Source organism: Sandarakinorhabdus sp. DWP1-3-1 (assembly GCF_049896705.1).
GTDB lineage: Bacteria > Pseudomonadota > Alphaproteobacteria > Sphingomonadales > Sphingomonadaceae > Sandarakinorhabdus.
In genome coordinates, this window is record NZ_JAFCUV010000003.1 from 165,292 (window position 1) to 185,212 (window position 19,921).

The 19,921-nt window shown below is 68.7% G+C and carries 21 protein-coding genes and 1 tRNA gene; 9 read left to right on the plus strand and 13 right to left on the minus strand.

The genetic code is table 11. From position 1 onward, the window contains the following. Positions 1 to 29: 29 nt before the first annotated feature. The 7 genes from ACP7AI_RS14480 to ACP7AI_RS14510 are packed head-to-tail and all read right to left on the minus strand — an operon-like array spanning position 30 to position 5,123. Positions 30 to 542, minus strand: coding sequence for a TetR family transcriptional regulator (locus tag ACP7AI_RS14480; protein ID WP_426168763.1), 513 nt, complete (start codon positions 540 to 542; stop codon positions 30 to 32). Between the two features lie 4 nt (positions 543 to 546). Then, on the minus strand, positions 547 to 1,146 hold the full coding sequence (locus ACP7AI_RS14485; RefSeq protein ID WP_426168766.1) for a TIGR02466 family protein: 600 nt from the start codon (positions 1,144 to 1,146) through the stop codon (positions 547 to 549). A gap of 27 nt (positions 1,147 to 1,173) precedes the next feature. Then, positions 1,174 to 2,049, minus strand: a complete 876-nt coding sequence (locus tag ACP7AI_RS14490) for an alpha/beta hydrolase (RefSeq protein ID WP_426168769.1) — start codon at positions 2,047 to 2,049, stop codon at positions 1,174 to 1,176. Between the two features lie 59 nt (positions 2,050 to 2,108). Further along, positions 2,109 to 3,359, minus strand: a complete 1,251-nt coding sequence (locus ACP7AI_RS14495) for a hypothetical protein (RefSeq protein ID WP_426168772.1) — start codon at positions 3,357 to 3,359, stop codon at positions 2,109 to 2,111. Beyond that, entirely contained in the window at positions 3,356 to 4,273 is a 918-nt protein-coding gene (locus ACP7AI_RS14500) for a sterol desaturase family protein (protein ID WP_426168775.1), read from the minus strand. The genes ACP7AI_RS14495 and ACP7AI_RS14500 overlap by 4 nt, the downstream gene beginning before the upstream one ends. Further along, a complete protein-coding gene (locus tag ACP7AI_RS14505) occupies positions 4,270 to 4,635 on the minus strand; it encodes a hypothetical protein (RefSeq protein ID WP_426168777.1) in 366 nt (121 codons plus the stop codon). The genes ACP7AI_RS14500 and ACP7AI_RS14505 overlap by 4 nt, the downstream gene beginning before the upstream one ends. Then, on the minus strand, positions 4,635 to 5,123 hold the full coding sequence (locus ACP7AI_RS14510; protein WP_426168779.1) for a TIGR01244 family sulfur transferase: 489 nt from the start codon (positions 5,121 to 5,123) through the stop codon (positions 4,635 to 4,637). Before ACP7AI_RS14510 ends, ACP7AI_RS14505 begins: the two co-directional genes overlap by 1 nt. Before the next feature lie 175 nt (positions 5,124 to 5,298). Between ACP7AI_RS14510 and ACP7AI_RS14515 the strand changes: the two genes are divergently transcribed. After that, on the plus strand, positions 5,299 to 6,681 hold the full coding sequence (locus ACP7AI_RS14515) for a peptide MFS transporter (RefSeq protein WP_426168781.1): 1,383 nt from the start codon (positions 5,299 to 5,301) through the stop codon (positions 6,679 to 6,681). Here the strand turns inward: ACP7AI_RS14515 and ACP7AI_RS14520 are convergent. After that, on the minus strand, positions 6,668 to 7,561 hold the full coding sequence (locus ACP7AI_RS14520) for a pirin family protein (RefSeq protein WP_426168784.1): 894 nt from the start codon (positions 7,559 to 7,561) through the stop codon (positions 6,668 to 6,670). The two genes, ACP7AI_RS14515 and ACP7AI_RS14520, sit on opposite strands and share 14 nt — an antisense overlap. A 137-nt stretch (positions 7,562 to 7,698) precedes the next feature. On the opposite strand from ACP7AI_RS14520, the gene ACP7AI_RS14525 reads away from it, so the two are divergent. Then, positions 7,699 to 8,547 carry an SDR family NAD(P)-dependent oxidoreductase gene (locus ACP7AI_RS14525; RefSeq protein ID WP_426168787.1) on the plus strand — a complete coding sequence of 283 codons (849 nt, stop codon included), beginning with the start codon at positions 7,699 to 7,701 and terminating at the stop codon, positions 8,545 to 8,547. 5 nt (positions 8,548 to 8,552) lie between these two features. On the opposite strand, the gene ACP7AI_RS14530 is transcribed toward ACP7AI_RS14525, so the two are convergent. Continuing rightward, a complete protein-coding gene (locus tag ACP7AI_RS14530) occupies positions 8,553 to 8,960 on the minus strand; it encodes a type II toxin-antitoxin system death-on-curing family toxin (RefSeq protein WP_426168790.1) in 408 nt (135 codons plus the stop codon). A 179-nt stretch (positions 8,961 to 9,139) separates the two neighbouring features. On the opposite strand from ACP7AI_RS14530, the gene ACP7AI_RS14535 reads away from it, so the two are divergent. The 4 genes from ACP7AI_RS14535 (at position 9,140) to ACP7AI_RS14550 (ending at position 11,772) form a co-directional block, all read left to right on the plus strand. After that, positions 9,140 to 9,541, plus strand: coding sequence for a thiol-disulfide oxidoreductase DCC family protein (locus ACP7AI_RS14535; protein WP_426168793.1), 402 nt, complete (start codon positions 9,140 to 9,142; stop codon positions 9,539 to 9,541). 59 nt (positions 9,542 to 9,600) lie between these two features. Continuing rightward, the gene (locus tag ACP7AI_RS14540) at positions 9,601 to 10,092 is read left to right on the plus strand and encodes a DUF4166 domain-containing protein (RefSeq protein WP_426168795.1); all 492 of its coding nucleotides are present in this window, start codon (positions 9,601 to 9,603) and stop codon (positions 10,090 to 10,092) included. 119 nt (positions 10,093 to 10,211) lie between these two features. After that, the gene (locus tag ACP7AI_RS14545; protein ID WP_426168798.1) at positions 10,212 to 11,156 is read left to right on the plus strand and encodes a rhodanese-related sulfurtransferase; all 945 of its coding nucleotides are present in this window, start codon (positions 10,212 to 10,214) and stop codon (positions 11,154 to 11,156) included. Then, positions 11,146 to 11,772, plus strand: coding sequence for a glutathione S-transferase (locus ACP7AI_RS14550; protein WP_426168801.1), 627 nt, complete (start codon positions 11,146 to 11,148; stop codon positions 11,770 to 11,772). Before ACP7AI_RS14545 ends, ACP7AI_RS14550 begins: the two co-directional genes overlap by 11 nt. Here the strand turns inward: ACP7AI_RS14550 and scpA are convergent, their stop codons facing one another. After that, a complete protein-coding gene (gene scpA / locus ACP7AI_RS14555; RefSeq protein WP_426168803.1) occupies positions 11,773 to 13,923 on the minus strand; it encodes a methylmalonyl-CoA mutase in 2,151 nt (716 codons plus the stop codon). A gap of 111 nt (positions 13,924 to 14,034) precedes the next feature. On the opposite strand from scpA, the gene ACP7AI_RS14560 reads away from it, so the two are divergent. Continuing rightward, a complete protein-coding gene (locus ACP7AI_RS14560; protein ID WP_426168806.1) occupies positions 14,035 to 14,229 on the plus strand; it encodes a hypothetical protein in 195 nt (64 codons plus the stop codon). Position 14,230: 1 nt separating this feature from the next. Here the strand turns inward: ACP7AI_RS14560 and ACP7AI_RS14565 are convergent, their stop codons facing one another. Beyond that, positions 14,231 to 17,005, minus strand: a complete 2,775-nt coding sequence (locus tag ACP7AI_RS14565; protein ID WP_426168809.1) for a [protein-PII] uridylyltransferase — start codon at positions 17,003 to 17,005, stop codon at positions 14,231 to 14,233. Positions 17,006 to 17,077: 72 nt separating this feature from the next. Between ACP7AI_RS14565 and ACP7AI_RS14570 the strand changes: the two genes are divergently transcribed. Continuing rightward, a complete protein-coding gene (locus ACP7AI_RS14570) occupies positions 17,078 to 18,238 on the plus strand; it encodes an aspartyl/asparaginyl beta-hydroxylase domain-containing protein (RefSeq protein ID WP_426168811.1) in 1,161 nt (386 codons plus the stop codon). On the opposite strand, the gene dgcA is transcribed toward ACP7AI_RS14570, so the two are convergent. Then, positions 18,235 to 19,227, minus strand: a complete 993-nt coding sequence (gene dgcA / locus ACP7AI_RS14575) for an N-acetyl-D-Glu racemase DgcA (RefSeq protein ID WP_426168814.1) — start codon at positions 19,225 to 19,227, stop codon at positions 18,235 to 18,237. The two genes, ACP7AI_RS14570 and dgcA, sit on opposite strands and share 4 nt — an antisense overlap. A gap of 94 nt (positions 19,228 to 19,321) precedes the next feature. On the opposite strand from dgcA, the gene ACP7AI_RS14580 reads away from it, so the two are divergent. Further along, the gene (locus ACP7AI_RS14580) at positions 19,322 to 19,627 is read left to right on the plus strand and encodes a hypothetical protein (RefSeq protein WP_426168817.1); all 306 of its coding nucleotides are present in this window, start codon (positions 19,322 to 19,324) and stop codon (positions 19,625 to 19,627) included. A 137-nt stretch (positions 19,628 to 19,764) separates the two neighbouring features. Here ACP7AI_RS14580 and ACP7AI_RS14585 read toward each other — a convergent pair. Continuing rightward, positions 19,765 to 19,838 (minus strand) — tRNA-Cys (locus ACP7AI_RS14585). Positions 19,839 to 19,921: the final 83 nt, after the last annotated feature.

Genomic DNA, 19,921 nt, shown 5'->3' on the forward strand with positions numbered 1-19,921 from the left:
TGGGCCCCGGCCTTCGCCCGGGTGGCAGGTCAAACCGCCATCTCGGACACATCGTCCAGCCCGATGCTCTTCAGCACCAGCATCCCCTCGATGCTCACCAGCAGCCGCGCCGCATCCCGCTCGCGATCGACGCTGTCGAGCTGCGCCATCCCCCAGGCGAGGAACCCCCGGCCGATCTGCTCGCCGATCGCCCGGTAGATCGGGTCGCCGCGCGCCGACAGGCTGGCCATTTCCAGCCACAGCCGCATGAACGGCCAGAAATCGTCGGCGAACAGCAGCTTCACCAGCTCGGCGCGCAGCTGTTCCAGCGGCTGCGGCTCGCGCGCCGTGCCGGCCGCCATCGTCGCCGTCATCCGCGCCGCGACCTGGCCGATGACCGCTGCCAGCACATCCGCCTTGTCCTTGAAATAATAGAGCAGCATCCGGTCGCTGATGCCCGCCGCCCTGGCCAGCGGCCGCAGGCTCGCCGCCGCCAGCCCTTCGGCGAGGACATGGTCGGTCAGCCGGTCGATGATGGCGGCGCGCCGCTCGTCTGCCTTCATCCCCTCAGCCATAGTTGAAACTGATGCTGATGCGTTCGGCCTTCGCCGCCCCCGCCGGCACCTCGTGCCGCAGCCAGCTTTCCCACAGGAAGATCGTGCCGGCCGCCGGCGCCGCATAGAAGAACGCCTGTGCCTCCGCCGGCGCATCGGGCAGCCGCGACGGCGCGTTCATCAGCATCGGCAGCCGCGGGTCCTCCAGCTTCAGCGGCCCGGCACCCGGCGGCACCGCGACATAGACGGTGCCCGAAATGATGCTGTGCGGGTGGATATGGCCGCTATGCCCGCCGCCCGGCTTCAGCACGTTCGCCCACAGGCTGTCGAGCCTGGGCTTCTTCCCCAGGTCCATGTGCGCCGCCTCGGCAAAGGCGCGGACATGGCGGTCGAGATGCCGCTTCAGATCGGCAAAGGCCGGATCGCGCGCCGGCAGGTCGGCAAGCGAGGCATAGCTGGTGTAACCCGGGTAATGATGGTCCCTCGCCCATTGCCGCCCGGCCCGGTCGTCGCGCGCCAGGCTCCGGCAGCTATGGTCGAGTTCGGCGATCAGCGCCGGATCGTCGATGACGCCTTCATAGAACGGCGTGGCGAACAGGTTGCGGATGGTCATGCCGCCTCTATCGCACGAACCGGCGCGTCACCCCAACCGGGCGCGAAAGAACGCCGCGCTGTCGGCCAGCGCCGGCGCCTTGCCGCGAAACGGCTTCGACAGCGCCAGGATGATGCCGATATGACCGATGCCGGGGTAGGTCTTCACCGTCGCCGCACTCCCGGCGGCGGTCAGCGCCGCGGCCAGGTTGACGGCGTTGCGCGGCCGCACGGTGGTATCGTCGGCACCGGTCAGCAGCAGCACCGGCGGCGCCCCGGCGCGCGCATAGGTCACCGGCTGGGTCGCCCGCACATCGGGAAAGCCGCCGAACGCCGCCTCCGCCGCGCCACCCGGTTCGAACGGCGCGAAATCATAGGGCCCTGCCAGGCCGACCGCCGCCTTGACCGCATCGGGCGTGCCCGCCGCCGCCAGCCAGCGCCGGTCGAGCGCCAGCATCAGCGCGATATAGGCGCCGGCGCTGTGGCCCGTGACCCCCAGCCGCGCCGGGTCGCCGCCGTAACGCGCGATATTGGCGACCGCCCAGGCCACCGCCGCGGCGCCATCCTCGACAAAACCGGGATAGGTCACCTGCGGCACCAGGCGATAGTCCGGCACCACGACGACGAAACCCCGCGCCGCCAGCGCCCGCGCCGCAAAGGCATAATCCTGCCGCCGCCCGCTGTTCCAGCTGCCGCCATAGAAGAACACCAGCACCGGCGCGGTCCGCGCCCCCGTCGGCGCATAGATGTCGAGCTGCTGGCGCGGATCGCGGCCATAGGCGACATCGGCCGCCAGCCGGTCGGTGCCGCCATCGCCCGGCGTCAGGTCGTTGACGCCATTGAGCGTGCCCAGCCGGGTGCAGCCCGACACGGCGGCAAAAGCGGTGATGGCGCCGGCGATGGCCCAGCGGCGTGTGATGGTCATGGTGCGTGCCCCGTTGTCCGGCGATGCCTAATGGCCGCGGCACGGCATGGCAAACGCCCTCACTTCAACCGCCGCGCCAGCGCCGCATCCTGCGCCGCCGTCTCCGCCCGCGCCTGCTCGACATCCCAGTCGAGCCGCGCCGGCGCCCCGATCACCGCCGACACCGGCCGCCGCGGGCTGGCGGGCGCCGGCGCCACCGGGTTGCCGATCCGCAGCGCAAAGGTCGGCCGCCACGCCGCATCGTCGAGCAACGCGTCGGCGGCGCGCGCAAAGCCCGGCGGCCGCCCCAGCTGGCGCTCGCGGTCGATCATCTCCGGCAGCTGGTTGAGCGGTTGCGCCGCCAGGCCCGCCCGTGTCGCCGTCAGGTGCAGCCGCTGCCAGGCCATGCCGGCCAGCAGCGCGCTGCGCCGATCCCAGGGGTCGGCAACCAGGATCAGCCCGAACAGCGACGCCGTCGGCAGCGCCGTCTCGCGGGTGCTGGCCAGCCAATAGCGCCCTTCGCTGGCCGGCGTCTGTTCGGGCAGCATGGCGCCGGCCGCGGCGATGACCGGCGACACGCCCGATGTGAAGATGCCGAGCCCGTCCTTCAGCCGGTCCTGGTCGCGGCGGGCGTGGCGAAACCAGCTGTGGCTCGCCGCCATTATGTCGTCGTCGGCGGCGATAGCGGCGGTGGCATCGATGGTCAGATCGGCAAAGCGGCGTCCGCGCGCCGAGCCCGCGTCGAACAGCGCGATGCGGACCAGCGGCGAGCCGGCGGTGGCGGCCAGCGCCGCGACCTTTTCGGGCGCCACCGCGCCGCCGCGATAGGCGCCGCGATCGACATGGCGGTGGCCGATGGCGGCGACCAGCGGGTGCGGCGCCATCGGCTGCCCCTCCGGCCCCAGCACCACCCTGGCGATATGCAGCGGGTTGCCGGCATCGGGCAGCAGCCGGACATAGGCGGAACGGCCGATACCCGTCGACGCCAGCGCCATGTTGTGGACGGCGGCGCCCAGCCCGGCGAGCCGTTCGCGGCCGAACGGATCCATGGCGCCGAGCGCCCGTTCCGGCACCTCGAAGATATCGACGCCCAGCCGCCCGACGGCGAACTGCCAGGGCTGGGTGTTGTGCGGGCTGGAGGCGAGCACACCGGCCGCGACCAGCGCCAGCGGGCCGCCGTGCCGCCCGCTGTTCCAATCCCGCCAGGCGTCGAGGCCGGGGCGCGGCAGGATCGGGATGACCCCTTGGTCGATGGCGCGGGCAACCCCCAGCCCGGCAGCGCCGATCGCCGCGCCGCCGCCCCAGCGCAGCGCCGTTCGCCGGTCGATCATTCGGCCGGGGTCGCGACCGGCGGCATGCGCTGCGGCTCCGCCTCGCGCCCGGACTGCCAATGCGCGCGGATCGTGTCGGCGGTGGTGCCCGAATGCCACCCCGGCGGCCCCGCGATCGCCATCCATTTGCCGCGCAGGCCGCGCGCCTTCACCACATCGGTGCCGATCGCCACCCATTCATGCACCGCGACCCATAAAGGGTTGAAGGTGGCGAGGTTGCGGACGATGCCATAGCGCACCGGCTCGTCGTCGCGCTCAGCCTCGAAGGTGCCGAACAACCGGTCCCAGATGATGAACACCCCGGCATAGTTGCGGTCGAGATAGCGCGCATTGGTGCCGTGATGGACGCGATGGTGCGACGGCGAGTTGAGCAACCATTCAAGCGATTTGGGCAGTTTTTGCACCGATTCGGTATGGATGAAGAACTGGTAGACGAGATTCCACCCGGCGCAGAACAGGATCATCCGGGGCGGAAAGCCCACCAGAAACAGCGGCAACCTGAAGATAAAGCCCAATGAAATGAAGCCCGTCCATGTCTGCCGCAGCGCCGTCGACAGGTTATAATGCTGCGAACTGTGGTGGATGACATGGCTCGCCCAGAACCAGCGCACGCGATGGGCGCTGCGATGGAACCAATAGTAGAGAAAATCGTCGGCGACGAAGCACAGCGCCACCGCCCACCAGGTCGCCGGTATGTCGAACAGGCGGAACTGCCACAGCCAATCGCCCAGCGCGACGATGCCGCCGGCGGCCAGCGCCCCGGCAATCGTGCTGCCGAACCCCATCGCCAGCGAGGTGCCGGTATCGCGCCAGTCGTAATCCCCCCGCGCGCCGCGCCGGATCGCGACCATTTCGATGACCATCGCGGCGATGAACACCGGAATGGCGAGCTGGACCGGGTCGGGAAAGGTCACAGGCGGCGCGCCCAGGCCGCCGCAGCGGGGCCAAGATCGAGCAAGGCGGGCGCGAACATCGCCTCGGGAAGCTGCAGGCGCAGCGTGCCGCCATCCACCGACGTGGCGGCGCCGTTGACGATTCGCACCACCCAGCGGTCACCGAACGGCCGCACCAATGCCACCCGGCCGTCGCTGCCCGCCACCAGCGCGCCCCGCCGATCCTGCGTCACCGCCGCCTCGGCGGGGCGAAAATCGTGCAGCGCATCGGCAGCGATGCGCTCCGCCTGGCCTTCATCGGCCAGTTCCGGCACCCGCGCAAAGCCCAGCGCCCGCGCGAACAGCACGATGACGATGATGCCAGCCAGCGAAACCCAGACCATCAGGCCTTGCCGAAAGGGCGCTGCTCCGTCGGGCTCTCGCCCGACAAGCGCTGTAGCGTCGGGCTCTCGCCCGACAAGCGCTGAAGCGTCGGCAACATGCCGGAAACATCATAGCCACCCGCCTCTGCCGCGGCGATGATCGCCGCCGGATCCTCGCCGCGCAGCGCCGCCGCCAGCGCCCAGAGGTTGGTCGAGCGCGTCCCCGACCGGCAAAATGCCAGCATCGGGCCACCGGCCGCGGCCAGTTCCGCCGCCATCGCCTCGACCTGGGCCATGCCAAGGCCGGTGTGATCGACCGGAATATCGGCATAGCGCAGCCCGGCCGCCTCCGCCGCCGCGCGCATTTCGGCCGCCGTCGGCTGGCCGGGCGCCTCTCCATCGGGTCGATTGTTGACGATGGCGGTGAAGCCCTGTGCCCTGGCGGCGGCACAATCCGCCGGCGCGATCTGCGGGGCGACCGAGATATCGGGAGTGAGGCGGATGAACATGGACGGACTTTAGGCGCGACGGGCGCGGAAGGGAACTGGTGCGGGCCTTTTGCGCGGGTGAAAGCGGGTGGCAATATGGGTGGTTTATGGGCCCCGGCCTCAGGGATGACAAAACAGCGCAGATTGCGCCTTACCCCCGCCCCGCTACAGTCGCGCTTCGCCACAGGGGGCAGGCTTGACGACCATCACCGACGCTATCGCGCCACCGCCGAAACACGCCCCAGATCTCCTGGGCCAGCCCCGCGGCCTCGCCTGGCTCGCCGGCACCCAGTTCTGGGAGGCGTTTTCCCTCTACGGCATGCAGGCGCTGCTGACGCTCTACATGGTCGGGCAACTGCTGCTGCCCGGCCATGTCGAGAATGTCGTCGGCCTCGCCGCCACCCGTGCCGCCATCGAAGGCATCACCGGGCCGCTGTCGACCCAAGCCTTTGCCGTGCAATTGTTCGGCCTCTGGGCCGGGCTGGTGCGCTTCACCCCGGTCTTCGGCGGCCTGATCGGCGACCGGCTGCTCGGTCGCCGGCGCACGATCATGCTCGGTTGCCTGCTGATGACCGCCGGCCACTTCTGCATGGCCTTCGACGGCAGCTTCCTCCTCGCCCTGTTCCTGCTGATGCTCGGCACCGGCTGCGCCAATTCCAACCTGTTTTCGCAGGTCGGCGCCGTCTATCCGCCCGGCGATCGCCGCCGCGACGATGGCCTGCAGCTCTATTATTTCGCCCTCAACTGCGGTGCTTTCGTGGCCCCGATCGTCTGCGGCTGGATGGGCGCGGCGCTCGGCTGGCACCAGGCGTTCAGCCTGGCGGGGTTCGGCATGCTGGCGGGCCTGTTGGTCTACTGGCGCGGCAGCCGGCATCTGCCCCCCGATCCACCCCGCATTGCCGCCACCGCGCGCGCCCCGTTGCGTCCCCAGGAATGGCACGCGGTACGCCTGCTGCTGGTGCTGATGCTGGTCCAGGCCGCCTTCTGGATCGCCCAGTCGCAGGTCTGGAACGTCTATAACCTCTGGGTTCGCGACCATGTCGAGATGGCGGTGCTCGGCTGGCAGGTGCCGATCCCCTGGCTGCAGGCCCTCGATGCCATCGCGCCGGGCCTGCTGCTGCCCCCGACGCTATGGCTGTGGCGCTGGCAGGCCCGCCGCGGCTGGGAACCCGACGCCATCACCAAGATGGCGATCGGCTGCCTGATCTTCGGCAGCGGCATGGCCTGGCTCGCCCTGGCCGACCTGGTGTTCGGCGGCGCCCGCGTCCCGCTGCTCTGGGCGGTGGGTTTTCATATGTTGTCGAACTGGGGCTGGGTGTTCTTCACCCCCATCGCCGTCGGCCTCTATGCCCGAGCCGCGCCGAAATCGCTCAACGCCATGATGATCGGCGTCAATTCCATGGCGGTTTTCGTCGGCAGTACCGTAAGCGGCCGCATCGGCGGGCTGTACGAGGTCTGGGGTGCCGGGCGTTTCTGGCTGCTCCACGCCGGCATCATCGCCGGCGGGGCGCTGCTGCTGCTGGCGCTGCGCCCCGCGGTGCGGCGGCTGCTGGTGGTGGCGGACGCTACGGATAGCTGACCGGCGGCACCGGCGACGCCGTTTCGGGCAGCGGGATGAACTCGGTTTCCTGCGGCACCGGCGCGAATCTGCCGGCCCGCCAGTCGGCCTTGGCCTGCTCGATACGCTCCTGCGAATGGCTGACGAAGTTCCATTCGATATGCCGCGGCTCCGGGAACGGCGCACCGCCGAGCAGCATGGCATGGAGATCGCTGGTCGCTGTCAGCGTCGCCGGCCCGTCGCCGAGCACCGCCAGGTTGCCGGGAATCAGCTCGGCATCACCGACCCGGCCACCGCCGGTTACCGGATAGACCCCGCGTTCACCCCATTCGGCCGGCAATTCCAGGCTGGCGCCGGCGTCGAGATGCAATTCGGCATAGACGATGGGGTGCGGGAACTGCACCGGGGACGTCGCGCCGAACATGGTGCCGGCGATGACCGTCAGCCGCGCGCCGGGCAATTCCACCACCGGCAGCGTGTCGGCGGGGTGGTGGACGAACGCCGGCGCCGTCTCGGCATCGGCCACCGGCAGCGCCACCCACGACTGGATGCCGTGCATATGGTGGCCGGCGGCGCGCAGATCGTGCGGCGAACGCTCGCTATGGGTAATGCCCTGCCCCGCTGTCATCCAGTTGACCGCCCCCGGCGCGATGTCGATGACCGTCCCCAGGCTATCGCGGTGCGTCAGGCCGCCGTCGAACAGATAGGTGACGGTGGCCAGCCCGATATGCGGATGCGGCCGCACGTCGATGCCTTGGCCGGCCGCGAACGTCGCCGGGCCCATTTCATCGAAGAACACGAACGGCCCCAGGCTGCGCCGCTGCGGCGCCGGCAGCACCCGCGACACCGAAAAGCCGCCGAGATCGCGGCTGCGGCCGGCAATGGACTGGATGATCGACATGGCAGAACTCCCTCTGGCCGCGACTATACCGCCGGCGGCGGCGCCGCATAACCCGCGAGAGCGTCACGACAGGCGGGGCGCCGGTTGCGGACCCGTCGGCCAGCGCGCATTGTCGGCCCAAAAATGGGGAGAGACACATGCAGGATCTGGTCGGCAAGACGGCGTTCGTGACCGGCGCCGCCTCGGGGATAGGCCTCGGCATCGCGACCGCACTGGCCCAGGCCGGGGTCAAGGTGATGCTGTGCGACATCGAGGCAGCGGCGCTGGCCGAGGCGGTCGCCGCGCTGAAGGCCACCAATGCCGATGTCGAGGGCGTGCGCGCCGATGTCTCGCTGAAGGCCGAGCTGCAGGCTGCGGCCGACGCCACCATTGCGCGCTATGGCAAGGTCCATATCCTCGTCAACAATGCCGGGGTCGGCGGCGGCGGCGGTTATGGCCAATGGACCGACGCCAGCTGGGACTGGACGATCGGCGTCAACCTGATGTCGGTGATCTGGGGCATCGAGATCTTTGGGCCATTGATCGAGGCGCATGGCGAGGGCGGCCAGATCGTGTCGACGGCATCGATGGCCGGGCTGATTGCCGCGGTGGCGCCGGCGTACAACGTCACCAAATATGGCGTCGTCGCCTTGTCCGAAGGGTTGCGGCCGGCGCTGGCGGCACGCGGCATCGGCGTGTCGGTGCTGTGCCCGGGCTTCATCCGCACCCGCATCATGGAATCGTCGCGCAACGTCCCCGACCGGCTGGCGAACGCACTGGAAAACATGACGATGGAGGCCGGCGACAGCGAATTCGCCCAGGTCGCGGCGGCCGCCATCACCCATGGCATCGACCCGCTGTATGTCGGCGAACTGGTCCGCGAAGGCATCGAGAACGACTGGCCCTATATCTTCACCGATCTCGCCTTCGAAGGCGCCGTCGACGCGCGTTTCGCCGCCATCAAGGCCGGAATGGACCTGATCCGCGGCCGCGAACCGCGGCACTGACGGGCTCAGGCCGGGCGGATATTGGCGCGGAACCAGTCGGCGAGGGCGTCTTCGGACATGTCCCCGGCGGCAAGAGCCAGCGTCGTCACCACGACATCGGCCTCGGTAGCCGCGAAACGCCTGCCGTTGATCTCAAGGAAAGTCGCCGCCGCAACGAACGCAGTGCGCTTGTTGCCGTCGACGAACGGGTGGTCGCGCGCGATCCCAAAGGCCAGGCTCGCAGCGAGCGCCGAAGCATCGGGTTCGCCACAGGCCGCAAGGTTGCGCGGCCTCTGCAGGGCTGAAGCAGGCAGGCCGGCGTCTCGCGCACCTGTGCCTCCGCCATGCGTCGCCAATTGCTCGCCGTGCAGGGCGCGCACCAAAGGTTCGCCGATCCATATCCAGGTCATGGTCGTGCTACTTGGCGAGCTCACGCAATGCGTTGCGATAGCGCGCCATGATATCCCGAGCGACGTTCATCTGCTCGTCAGAGGTCGGGTCATGCCGGCGCTCCGTTAATACGGATGTTATAACCCGCAGGCGCTGCTGCGACATGTTTCCCGGGCACATTGCGTCGCATGGACTCGCCGGTCGCGGGCGTTACCTTGGCGGAATGACCGACTTCGGCCCGATCATCGTGTTCGACGCCGAATGCGTGCTGTGCTCGGCGAACGCGCAGTTCATCCTTCGCCACGACAAGCGCCGCCACTTCCGGCTCGCCGCGATGCAGGGTGCCGTCGGCAGTGCCATCTATCGCCGCCACGGCATCGACACCGCCGATCCCGATACCATGGTCGTGGCGATCGGGGATCGGGTGCTGCGCGACAGCGATGCGGTGATCGCCATCTGGGCGGGGCTCGGCTGGCCGTGGCGAGCGCTGGCGGCGGCGCGCATTGTACCGAGGCCCCTGCGCGACGCGGTCTATCGCGCCGTTGCCCGCAACCGTTACCGCCTGTTCGGCCGGCGCGACACCTGCTGGCTGCCGGCGCCCGAATATCGCGATCGGCTGGTCTGATGGCGACGGCTTTTGCTAGGATCGCGCCCGACAGGCCGCCGCCGCTTTTTGCCCGGGTCATGGGCCCGCGGTTCGACCGGCTGCCGCCGGCGGTCCGCCGGCTGCACAGCGGCGCCGGCTCGGCAGTCGGCGCCGCGGAGGTCGTGCGCGGCCGGCATCCGCTCGCCCGGATGGTCGCGGCGCTGTTCGGCTTCCCGCCGGCCGGCAGCCACCGCCTGCTTGTCACCTTCGCCACCGATGCGAACGGTGAACGATGGACGCGGGCCTTTGGCCGCCACCGCTTCAGCAGCCGTCTCGACAAGCGCGGCACCGCGCTGGTCGAACGCTTCGGGCCGCTGCGCTTTGCCTTCGATCTCGTCAGCGAGGACGCCGGGTTGCGCATGGCGATGACCGGCTGGTCGTGCGCCGGCGTGCCGATGCCGATGCGCCTGGCGCCGCGTACCCTGGCGCGCGAATGGCAGCAGGACGGGCGTTTCCACTTCGCCGTGGCGCTGGCGCTGCCGCTGATCGGCGATGTCGTCGCCTATTCGGGCTGGCTGCGCCCCGACTAGCCGGCAGCGACCCGAAGTGCTGGCAGCGCCCCGAAGTGCTGGCAGCGACCCGAAGTGCTGGCAGCGCCGGGCCACAGCGCCTATGCAGCCCGCGACACCTGCTGCCAGAAAGCGCCTTCGTGGAACCGACCGAAATCCGGGTCGCCGCCCTTTATTGCTTCACCGCCTTTGCCGACGTCGGCGCTGTTGCGACCGCGCTGGCGCGCGACTGCGACCGGTTGGCCCTGCGCGGCACGCTGCTGCTGGCACCGGAGGGCATCAACGGCACCATCGCCGGCACGCCCGCAGCGATTGATGCAATGCTCGCCGAGATACGCGCCCTGCCCGGCTGTGCGGGCCTGGAGGTCAAGCTGTCGGGCGCCGCGGCCATGCCGTTCCACCGCATGAAGGTCCGCCAAAAGGCCGAGATCGTCACCATGGGGGCCCCTGGCCTCGATTCCGGCGCGGTCGGCGCCTATGTCACGCCCGCCGACTGGAATGCGCTGATCGACGACCTCGACACCATCGTCATCGACACACGCAATGGTTACGAGGTCGCCATCGGCAGCTTTGCCGGCGCGATCAACCCGGGCACGATGGCATTCCGCGACTTTCCGGACTGGTTCCGCGCCAACCGCGACGCGCTGTTCGCCGGGCGCGACGCACCCCGGGTGGCGATGTTCTGCACCGGCGGCATCCGCTGCGAAAAGGCAACGGCGTTCCTGAAATCCGAAGGCATCGCCGATGTGCTCCACCTGCAGGGCGGCATCCTGAAATATCTTGAGACCGTGCCGGAAACCGCCAGCCGCTGGCAAGGCGAATGCTTCGTCTTCGACGAGCGCGTCAGCCTGCGCCATGGCCTTGCGCCCGGCAGCCACAGCCTGTGCCGCGGCTGCCGGATGCCGGTCAGCGCCGCCGACCGCGCCTCGCCGCTGTATGTCGAAGGCGTCGCCTGCCCGGCGTGCAGCGCCTCCCGCGACGAAACGCAGCGCGCCGGCTATGCCGAGCGCCACCGGCAGGCGACGCTCGCGGCAGCGCACGGCAGGGTGCATATCGGGCAGCCGGTGCAACGCGATGACGGCTGATCAGCCATTGCTCTACAGCTTTCGCCGCTGCCCCTATGCGATGCGGGCGCGCATGGCGCTGCTGGTGGCGGGGCTGCCGGTGCTGGTCCACGAGATCCTGCTGCGCGACAAGCCGGCGGCTCTGCTCGCGGCATCACCAAAGGCCACCGTGCCGGTGCTGGTGCTGCCCGATGGTCGGGTCATCGACGAGAGCCTCGACATCATGGCCTGGGCACTGGGTCAGGCCGACCCGGAGGGTTGGCTGGACCGCCGCGATGCGGCGGTGATGGCGACCAATGACGGCGCCTTCAAGCAGCACCTCGACGGCTACAAATACGCCGATCGCCAGGGCAGCGAGCGCGCCGCGCATCGCGACGCTGCCCTGTCCTTGCTGGCGGTAGCGGAGGACCGGCTGACGCTTGCCGACTGGCTCTGCGGCGACCGGCGCGGTCTTGCCGACATCGCGATCATGCCGTTCGTCCGCCAGTTCGCCGCGGTCGATCGCGGCTGGTTTGCCGCGCAGCCGCTGCCGAGGGTGCAGGCCTGGCTCGCTGCACTGGAAACGTCGCCGCTGTTCATGGCGTCGATGCAAACGTATCCGCTCGGGGAGCCGACCCTGCTGGCGCCAGCGGCATAGCTATTCCGCCGCCAGCCGTTCCCCCGCCGGCGGCAGGTTGTGCCCGAGCAGCCGCAGCAACTCCGCCGCGCTTTCTACGATGTTCGTGCCCGGACCGAAGATCGCCGCGGTCCCGATCTCACGCAGGAATTCGTAATCCTGCGCCGGGATCACCCCGCCGGCGATGACGCGGATATCGGGGCGGCCACCGTCCTTCAACGCATCGATCAGCGCCGGCACCAGCGTTTTGTGACCGGCCGCCAGCGACGAGGCGGCAACGATGTCGACGTCGAGCTTCAACGCCAGGTCGCGGGCTTCCTCGGGCGTCTGGAACAGCGGGCCGACGGTCGCTTCGAAGCCCAGGTCGGCGAGCGCCGTACCGACGACCTTGGCGCCGCGGTCATGGCCGTCCTGGCCCATCTTGACGATCAGCACGCGTGGGCGACGGCCCTTGCGGCGCTCGAACGCTTCGACCCCTTCGGCAACGCGGGCATAGGCCGGATCGGCCTTGTAGGCGTCGGCATAGACGCCGCTGACCATCTTCACGACCGCCGCGTGGCGGCCGAAGACATCCTCGAGCGCGCTGCTGATTTCACCGAGCGTGCAGCGCGCGCGTGCCGCAACCACGGCCAGCGCGAGCAGGTTCTCGCCCGCCTCCGCCCCGGTGCGAAGGCCCGCCAGCGCTGCCTCGACGGCCGCCGGGTCGCGGCCGGCGCGCACCCGGGCCAGCCGTTCGATCTGGCTGGCGCGCACCGCGACATTGTCGACGTCGAGGATGTCGAGCTTCTCCTCGCTCGTCGGCTTGTACTTGTTGACGCCGACGATGACGTCGTCGCCCATGTCGACCCGCGCCTGCTTGGCCGCCGCGGCCTTTTCGATCTCCAGCTTGGGCATGCCGGTCTCGACCGCCTTGGTCATGCCACCAAGCGCCTCGACCTCATCGATCAGCGCCTGGGCGCCCTTGACCAGGCTGTCGGTCAGCGCCTCGACATAATAGCTGCCGCCCAGGGGATCGACGACCCGGGTGATACCGGTTTCCTCCTGCAGCACCAGTTGCGTGTTGCGGGCGATGCGCGCCGAAAAATCGGTCGGCAGCGCGATGGCCTCATCAAGGGCATTGGTGTGCAGCGACTGGGTGCCGCCCAGCGCTGCGGCCATGGCCTCCACGGTGGTACGGATGACGTTGTTATAGGGGTCCTGCTCCTGCAAGCTGACGCCGCTGGTCTGGCAATGGGTGCGCAGCATCTGGCTGCGCGGCGAGGCGCCGAAATCGGCCATGATCGTCGCCCACAGTGTGCGCGCGGCGCGCAGCTTGGCGATTTCCATGAAAAAGTTCATGCCGATGCCAAAGAAAAAGCTCAGCCGCCCGGCAAAATCGTCGACCGCCAGCCCCTTGGCCAACGCGGCGCGGACATATTCCTTGCCGTCAGCCAGCGTGAACGCCAGCTCCTGCACCGCCGTCGCCCCGGCTTCGAGCATGTGATAGCCCGAGATGCTGATGCTGTTGAACTTCGGCATGTTCTTCGAGGTATATTCGATGATGTCGGCAACGATCCGCATGCTCGGCGCCGGCGGGTAGATGTACGTGTTGCGGACCATGAACTCCTTCAGGATGTCGTTCTGGATGGTGCCGTCGAGCTTTTCCTGGGTCACGCCCGCCTCTTCGGCGGCAACGATGTAGAAGGCGAGGCAGGGCAGCACGGCGCCGTTCATCGTCATGCTGACGCTCATCTGGTCGAGCGGGATGCCGTCGAACAGCAGCTTCATGTCCTCGACGCTGTCGATCGCCACGCCGGCCTTGCCGACATCGCCGGCGACGCGCGGATGATCGCTGTCATAGCCGCGATGGGTGGCCAGATCGAAGGCAACGGAAAGTCCCTTCTGCCCGCCGGCGAGGTTGCGGCGGTAAAAGGCATTGGAGGCCTCGGCAGTCGAAAAGCCCGCATATTGGCGGATCGTCCAGGGCCGGCCGGTGTACATCGTCGCGCGCACGCCCCGGGTGAAGGGCGCGAAGCCGGGCAGGCCGGGGTCGGTCGCCACATCGGCGGCAGTGTACAACGGCTTGACGTCGATGCCCTCGGGTGTCGGCCAGGTCAGGCCATGCAAGCCGTCCGGCCCCTTGACCTCCTTCGCCGCCATTTTCTGCCAGTCGTCGACCGTGGGTGTCGTCATCTTCAATCTCCTGGCCTGTCGGAATGCGACCATGGGCGCTGGTCGTCAATCTGGCGATTTTCGGAACGCCGACGGCAGTCGCGGAGTTTTGACACGGCAAGGAGACGATTTGTGGTCGAACAACCCGAAAAACTGACGACCAACGAGGCCCGCGGCGGTGTCGGGCTCAACGTCGTGCGCTATGTGCTGATCATCTCGGTCATCCTCGCCGTGGCGGCAATGGTCATCACCTATCTCAACGCCCCGTCGCCGACGCAGCAGGGCGCAACGACATCGCCCGACCCGCAGCCACCCGCAGCGTCCTGAGCTATTCGGCAGCCTGCTGGTCGAGCACTTCGGTGCGCCCGGTATTTCCGCCGGCCAGCGTCACCAGCCGGCGTTCCAGCGTCTTCAGCCGGGTCGGGCTGTCGATCTTGGCGCCGGTCAGGTCGGTCAGATAGAAGGTGTCGGTCGCCCGCTCGCCATAGGTGGCGATATGCGCGCTGTGAATGGTCACCCGGCTCTGGAACAGCGCGTTGGTCAGCGAATAGAGCAGCGCCGGCCGATCGGCGGCGTTGACCTCGAGCACCGTATAGCGGTTCGACGCCTTGTTATCGACAAGGACATTGGGCTCGACCTTGAACACCTCGGCACGACGCCGTGCCAGCGGCCGCGCCGCCAGCCGGTCGGCGAGGCGGATCTTGCCGGTTAGCACATCCTCGATGCTGCGCCGCAGCCGCGCCAGTTGCGCCGGCTCGGCAAAAGGTTGGCCGAGCGGATCGGCGATAACGAAATTATCGATCGCCTGGCCATCGCGGGTGGTGTGGATGCGCGCATCGAGAATATTGGCGCCGCCCAGCGAGATTGCGCCGGCGATGCGGTAGAACAGCCCCGGGTGATCGGCGGCATAGATGCTGACCAGCGTGGTGCCCGACGCCGCATCGGGGATCGTGGTGATCGACAAGGGGCAATTTTCAGCGTCCGCGGCGTCGATCATGGCCGCATTGATGGCCAGCACCTCGGGCGTTTCGGCGATCCAGTAACTGTCGGGGAAGCGTTTGGCATAGCGATCGAAGCGCGCCGCGTCCCAGCCCTGCGCCGTCGCCAGCCCGGCCTGCTTGGCGGCGATCCGCTCGCTGCGGCCCTTTTGCTTGTGGCCGAGGCGCAGCACCTCCTCAGCCGATTCATAAAGGTCGCGGAGCAGTTGCCCCTTCCAGTTGTTCCACACGCCCGGCCCGACGGCACGGATATCGACGACGGTCAGCAGCAATAGCAGCCGCAGGCGCTCCGGCGACGCGACGGTCTCGGCGAAATCGAGGATGGTCTTGAAATCGGCGAGGTCACGCTTGAATGCCGTCGCCGACATCAGCAGGTGGTAGCGCACCAGCCACGCCACCGTCTCGGTCTCCGCAGCACTCAGGCCCAGCCGCGGGCACAGCCGGTTGGCGACCTCCGCCCCCAGGGTGCTGTGGTCGCCGCCGCGGCCCTTGGCGATGTCGTGGAGCAACACGGCGACATAGAGCACGCGGCGCGAGACCAGCCGCTGGATGACCTTTGCCGACAACGGGTGCTCCGCGGCCAGATCGCCCGATTCGATGCGCGCCAACAGGCCGATGGCCCGGATGGTGTGCTCATCGACGGTATAGTGATGGTACATGTCGTACTGCATCTGGGCGACGACGCGGCCGAAATCCGGCACGAAGCGCCCGAACACGCCGGCCTCGTTCATCGCCCGCAGGATGCGTTCGGGGTCATGGCGGCTGGCGAGAACGCCCATGAACAGCTCGTTGGCGCGCTTGTCGCGGCGCACCCGCTCATCGATCAGCCCGGCGTCGCGCGCCGCCTGGCGCATGGCCTGGGCATGGATCGGCAGCTGCTGGCCATCGGCGAGCGCGAACAGCTCGAGCAGCCGCACCGGGTCGGCGCGGAAGAAATCATCGCCCGGCACGCCGATCTGGCCGCGGCGCAGCGTGAAGCCGTTGAGCTTCGTCGGCCGCCGGGTCAGCGACGGCAACCAGCTCGCCCGCGCAAAGCTTTCGTCGAGATGGGCGAGGAACAGCCCGGTCAGATCACCGACCGTCTTCGCCATCAGGAAATAGTGCCGCATGAAGCGTTCGACGGCCGACATGCCGCCGCGCTCGGCATAGCGCAACCGCGTCGCCAGCTCGCGCTGGACATCGAATGTCAGCCGCTCCTCGGCGCGGCCGGCGATATCGTGGAGGTTGATGCGCACCGCCCAGAGGAAGCTTTCGGCGCGGCGGAAATGCTTCAGCTCGATGGCAGTCAGCAGGCCCTTGTCGACCAACTCGGCGACCGTCTCCACCTGATAGGCATATTTGCCGATCCAGAACAGTGTGTGGAGGTCGCGCAGGCCGCCTTTGCCTTCCTTGAGATTGGGTTCGACGACATAGCGGCTGTCGCCCATCTTCCTGTGGCGCTCGTCGCGTTCGGCGAGCTTTTCAGCGGTAAAGGCGCGCGCCGTGCCGGCGACCACCTCGCGGCGGAAGCGCAGCGTGGCCTCCTCGTACAGCGGCTGGTCGCCCCAGACGAAGCGCGACTCAAGCAGCGCGGTGCGGATGGTGATGTCGCCCTTGGCCATGCGCACCATGTCGTCCAGCGAGCGTGTGGCATGGCCGACCTTCAGCCCCAGATCCCACAGCAGATAGAGCATCGTCTCAATGACCTGTTCGCCCCAGGCGGTCTGTTTCCAGGGCGTGAGAAACAGCAGGTCGATGTCCGAATACGGCGCCATCTGGCCGCGGCCATAGCCACCGACGGCAACCAGCGCGAGGCGTTCGGAGGATGTGCGATTGGTCGCCGGGTAAAGATCGGTGACGACGCCGTCGAACATCAGGCGCAGCAGCTGGTCGACAAGGAAGGCCTGGGCGCCGGCGAGTTCCAGTCCCTTGGCCGGGGTTTCGCGCAGGCGCCGCTGCAATTCCCCGCGGCCATCGTCGAGCGCGCCGCGCAGCGTTGCGGCGAGCAGCGCGCGCTTCTCTGCAAAACTGGTCGCACCAACCATGCTCGTCGCCAATTTGTCCGCAATCGCGCGCCGATCGATGATGGCACGACGATTGGGCACGATGTCGGGACGGGTGGCCATCGACCACAGATAGGCGCGACGGGTGACGGGTGCAAAGTGACAGTTCGCTGCGCCTTCGCTAAGCGGGACTGCATGATTGATCCCGACAAAGCCCGGTTCGAAGCCATCGCCCATGGGGGCATCGACGCGTTCCGGCGCGGCGACACCGCCACCGCCCGCCAGGCGTTCGAAACCGTTACCGCCAGCGGCCGCGGCAGCGCGCAATTGTGGCTGGTGCTGGCACAGTGCTGCGACCTGCAGGACGACCGGCCGGCGGCGCGCCAGGCGCTTGGCCGGGTGCTGCAGCTCGATCCGGACAATCCCTATGCCCTCTGCATGCAGGGCGAAATCTACACCCGCGATGGCGACGACCGTGCCGCCGTGTCCTGGTACGAGCGCGCCCTCGCCTCCGCCAACGGCCGCACCAACCTGCCTGCGGACCTGGTCGAGCGGCTGCAGCGCGCCGATGCCGAGCGCACTGCCGCCGCCGATCGCTTTCTCGGCGCCATGCAGGCGTCGCTGGCCGCCGCCGGCGGTGACGCGAACGCTGCCGGGCCGCGCTTTGCCGAGGCGCTTGCCATCATCAGCGGCAGGTCGGCGCCGCAGCTGCAGCAGCCGACGAGCTTTTACTTCCCCGGGCTGCCGCAGCAGGCGTTCTACGATCCCGCCGATTTTGCCTGGACTGCCGGGCTGATGGCGGCAACCGCGGCGATCAAGGCGGAAGCGATGGCGATGATGGCCGACACCGGCGCGCTGCAGCCCTATGCCGAACAGCCCCGCGACCGGCCGCCTCGCGACAACGAACTGTTCGGCGATCCGCGGTGGAGTGCCTGCCACCTGATGCAGGGCGGCATCCCGACCGCCAGCGCCGCCCGCTGCCCGGCGACGATGGCGGCGCTGGACGGGCTGCCGATCCCGGTGATCAAGGATCATTCGCCGATGGTGCTGTTCTCGATCCTGGCGCCCGGCATGCATATTCCGCCGCACCATGGCATGCTCAACACCCGGCTGATCTGCCACCTGCCGTTGCTGGTGCCGCCCGATTGCCGGCTGCGCGTCGGCAACCACACGCGCGACGTGCGCGAAGGCGAGATGCTGATCTTCGACGACAGCATCGAGCATGAAGCCTGGAACGACAGCGGCGCGCCGCGGGCGATCCTGCTGTTCGAAATCTGGCGCCCCGAACTGTCGCCGGCAGAGCGCGCCGCGCTGACGGTGATGTTCGAAGCGGTGACGCAGTACGGCGAGGGCTAGCCCCAGAGCGCGGCGTCGGGCGGCCAGACGTCCGAATGCTCGAACCTCAACCCGCCTGGCCGGTCCTCGATCAGCAGCGGGCCGTCGAGATCGGCATATTCGCCCTGCATGGCGATATGGAACGCCGGTGCGATGCCGAGCGAGGTCGACAGCATGCAGCCGGTCATCACGGCCAGCCCCCGTGTGCGGGCGGCATGGACAAGGGCATGCGCCTCGGTCAGGCCGCCGGCCTTGTCGAGTTTGATGTTGATATGGCTGTAGCGGCCGACAATGGCATCGAGCGTCGCCCGATCGTGGCAGCTTTCGTCGGCGGCCAGCGGCACCGCCGAGCGGACGCCATCGAGCTCGGCATCCTGGCCCGCCGGCACCGGCTGCTCGATCAGCTCGACGTCCAGTTGCGCCAGCGCCGCCGCGGTGCGTGCGATATCGGTGCCACCCCAGGCTTCGTTGGCGTCGACGGTCAGCCGCGCGTCGGGCGCGGCCTGGCGGACGGCGGCGGCGCGCTCGACATCGGCCTGCCAGCCGCCGTCACCGCCGAGCTTGATCTTCAACAGCTCTCGCCCCCGTACCAGCGCGGCGGCGGCCGCCATGACGCCAGGATCACCCAGGCTGATCGTATAGGCGGTCAGCAGCGGCCGCGGCTGCGGCAGGCCGAGCAGTTGCCAGACCCGGCGGCCCGCCTGCTTCGCCTCCAGATCCCACAGCGCCGCATCGAGCGCGTTGCGCGCGGCGCCGGCGGGCAACAGCGTCAGCAGGTCGGCCCGGGTCGCACCGGCGGCGATTGCATCGGCGGTTGCAAGCATCGTGGCCACCACCGAGTCCGCCGATTCGCCGCGATAATAGATGGCCGTGCCCTCGCCACGACCGTTCACCGTGCCATCGGCGATGTCCGCCACCGCGACGTCGACATGGGTGCGGGCGCCGCGCGCGATGACAAAGCTGCCGTGGACGGGAAAGCGTTCGACGCGGGCAGACAGGGTGCGGGTCATTGTGGCGTGATGCCCCAGGCCGGCACCCGGATGCAAACGGGTTACAACGGTCGCCGGACTTCCCCTTGCCGCAACCGTCGCTAAACTCGCGGTTATGAACGAAGACGAATCCGTCGAGCTCGATGCCGTCGCCGCCGTTGCCCGCATCACCGCGCTTGAGATGCTGGTGCGCCAGATGATGATCGTCCAGCTGCGCATCCTCGACCGCATGGGCGAAATCAAGCTGACCCCCGACTATGTGAAGACCGTTGCCGCGGCCTATGCCGAAAAAGTCGACGAATCACCGATCATCGAGTCGAACTCACCGGAGGTGAATTACGAGTTCAAGGTCAACGTGCTGCACAATCTGGAACGGTTTTTCGACGAGCTGGAGGCGCATGTGCGGGACAATCCCGCGTGAAATTCGCTCAAGGTCGCAGGGGCGCGGGCAACGCCCGCGCTGACGCAGACGAGATCGAACGGCTCGGCCGGTCGCCTCGCTGACCGCCCTGCTTGCGCCTGCCGGCGCGCGGATCGCGCGCTCGCGGCGCTGCGCGTTGGAGGCCCGACCGGGAATCGAACCCGGGTTCACGGATTTGCAGTCCGTTACGTCACCACTCCGCCATCGGGCCCACGCCAACGGCGTCGGGACGCCTCCCCTAGCGAAGGTGCTTGGCGAGGGCAACCTTGATAGCTAGACGGAAGCCGCCGTCAT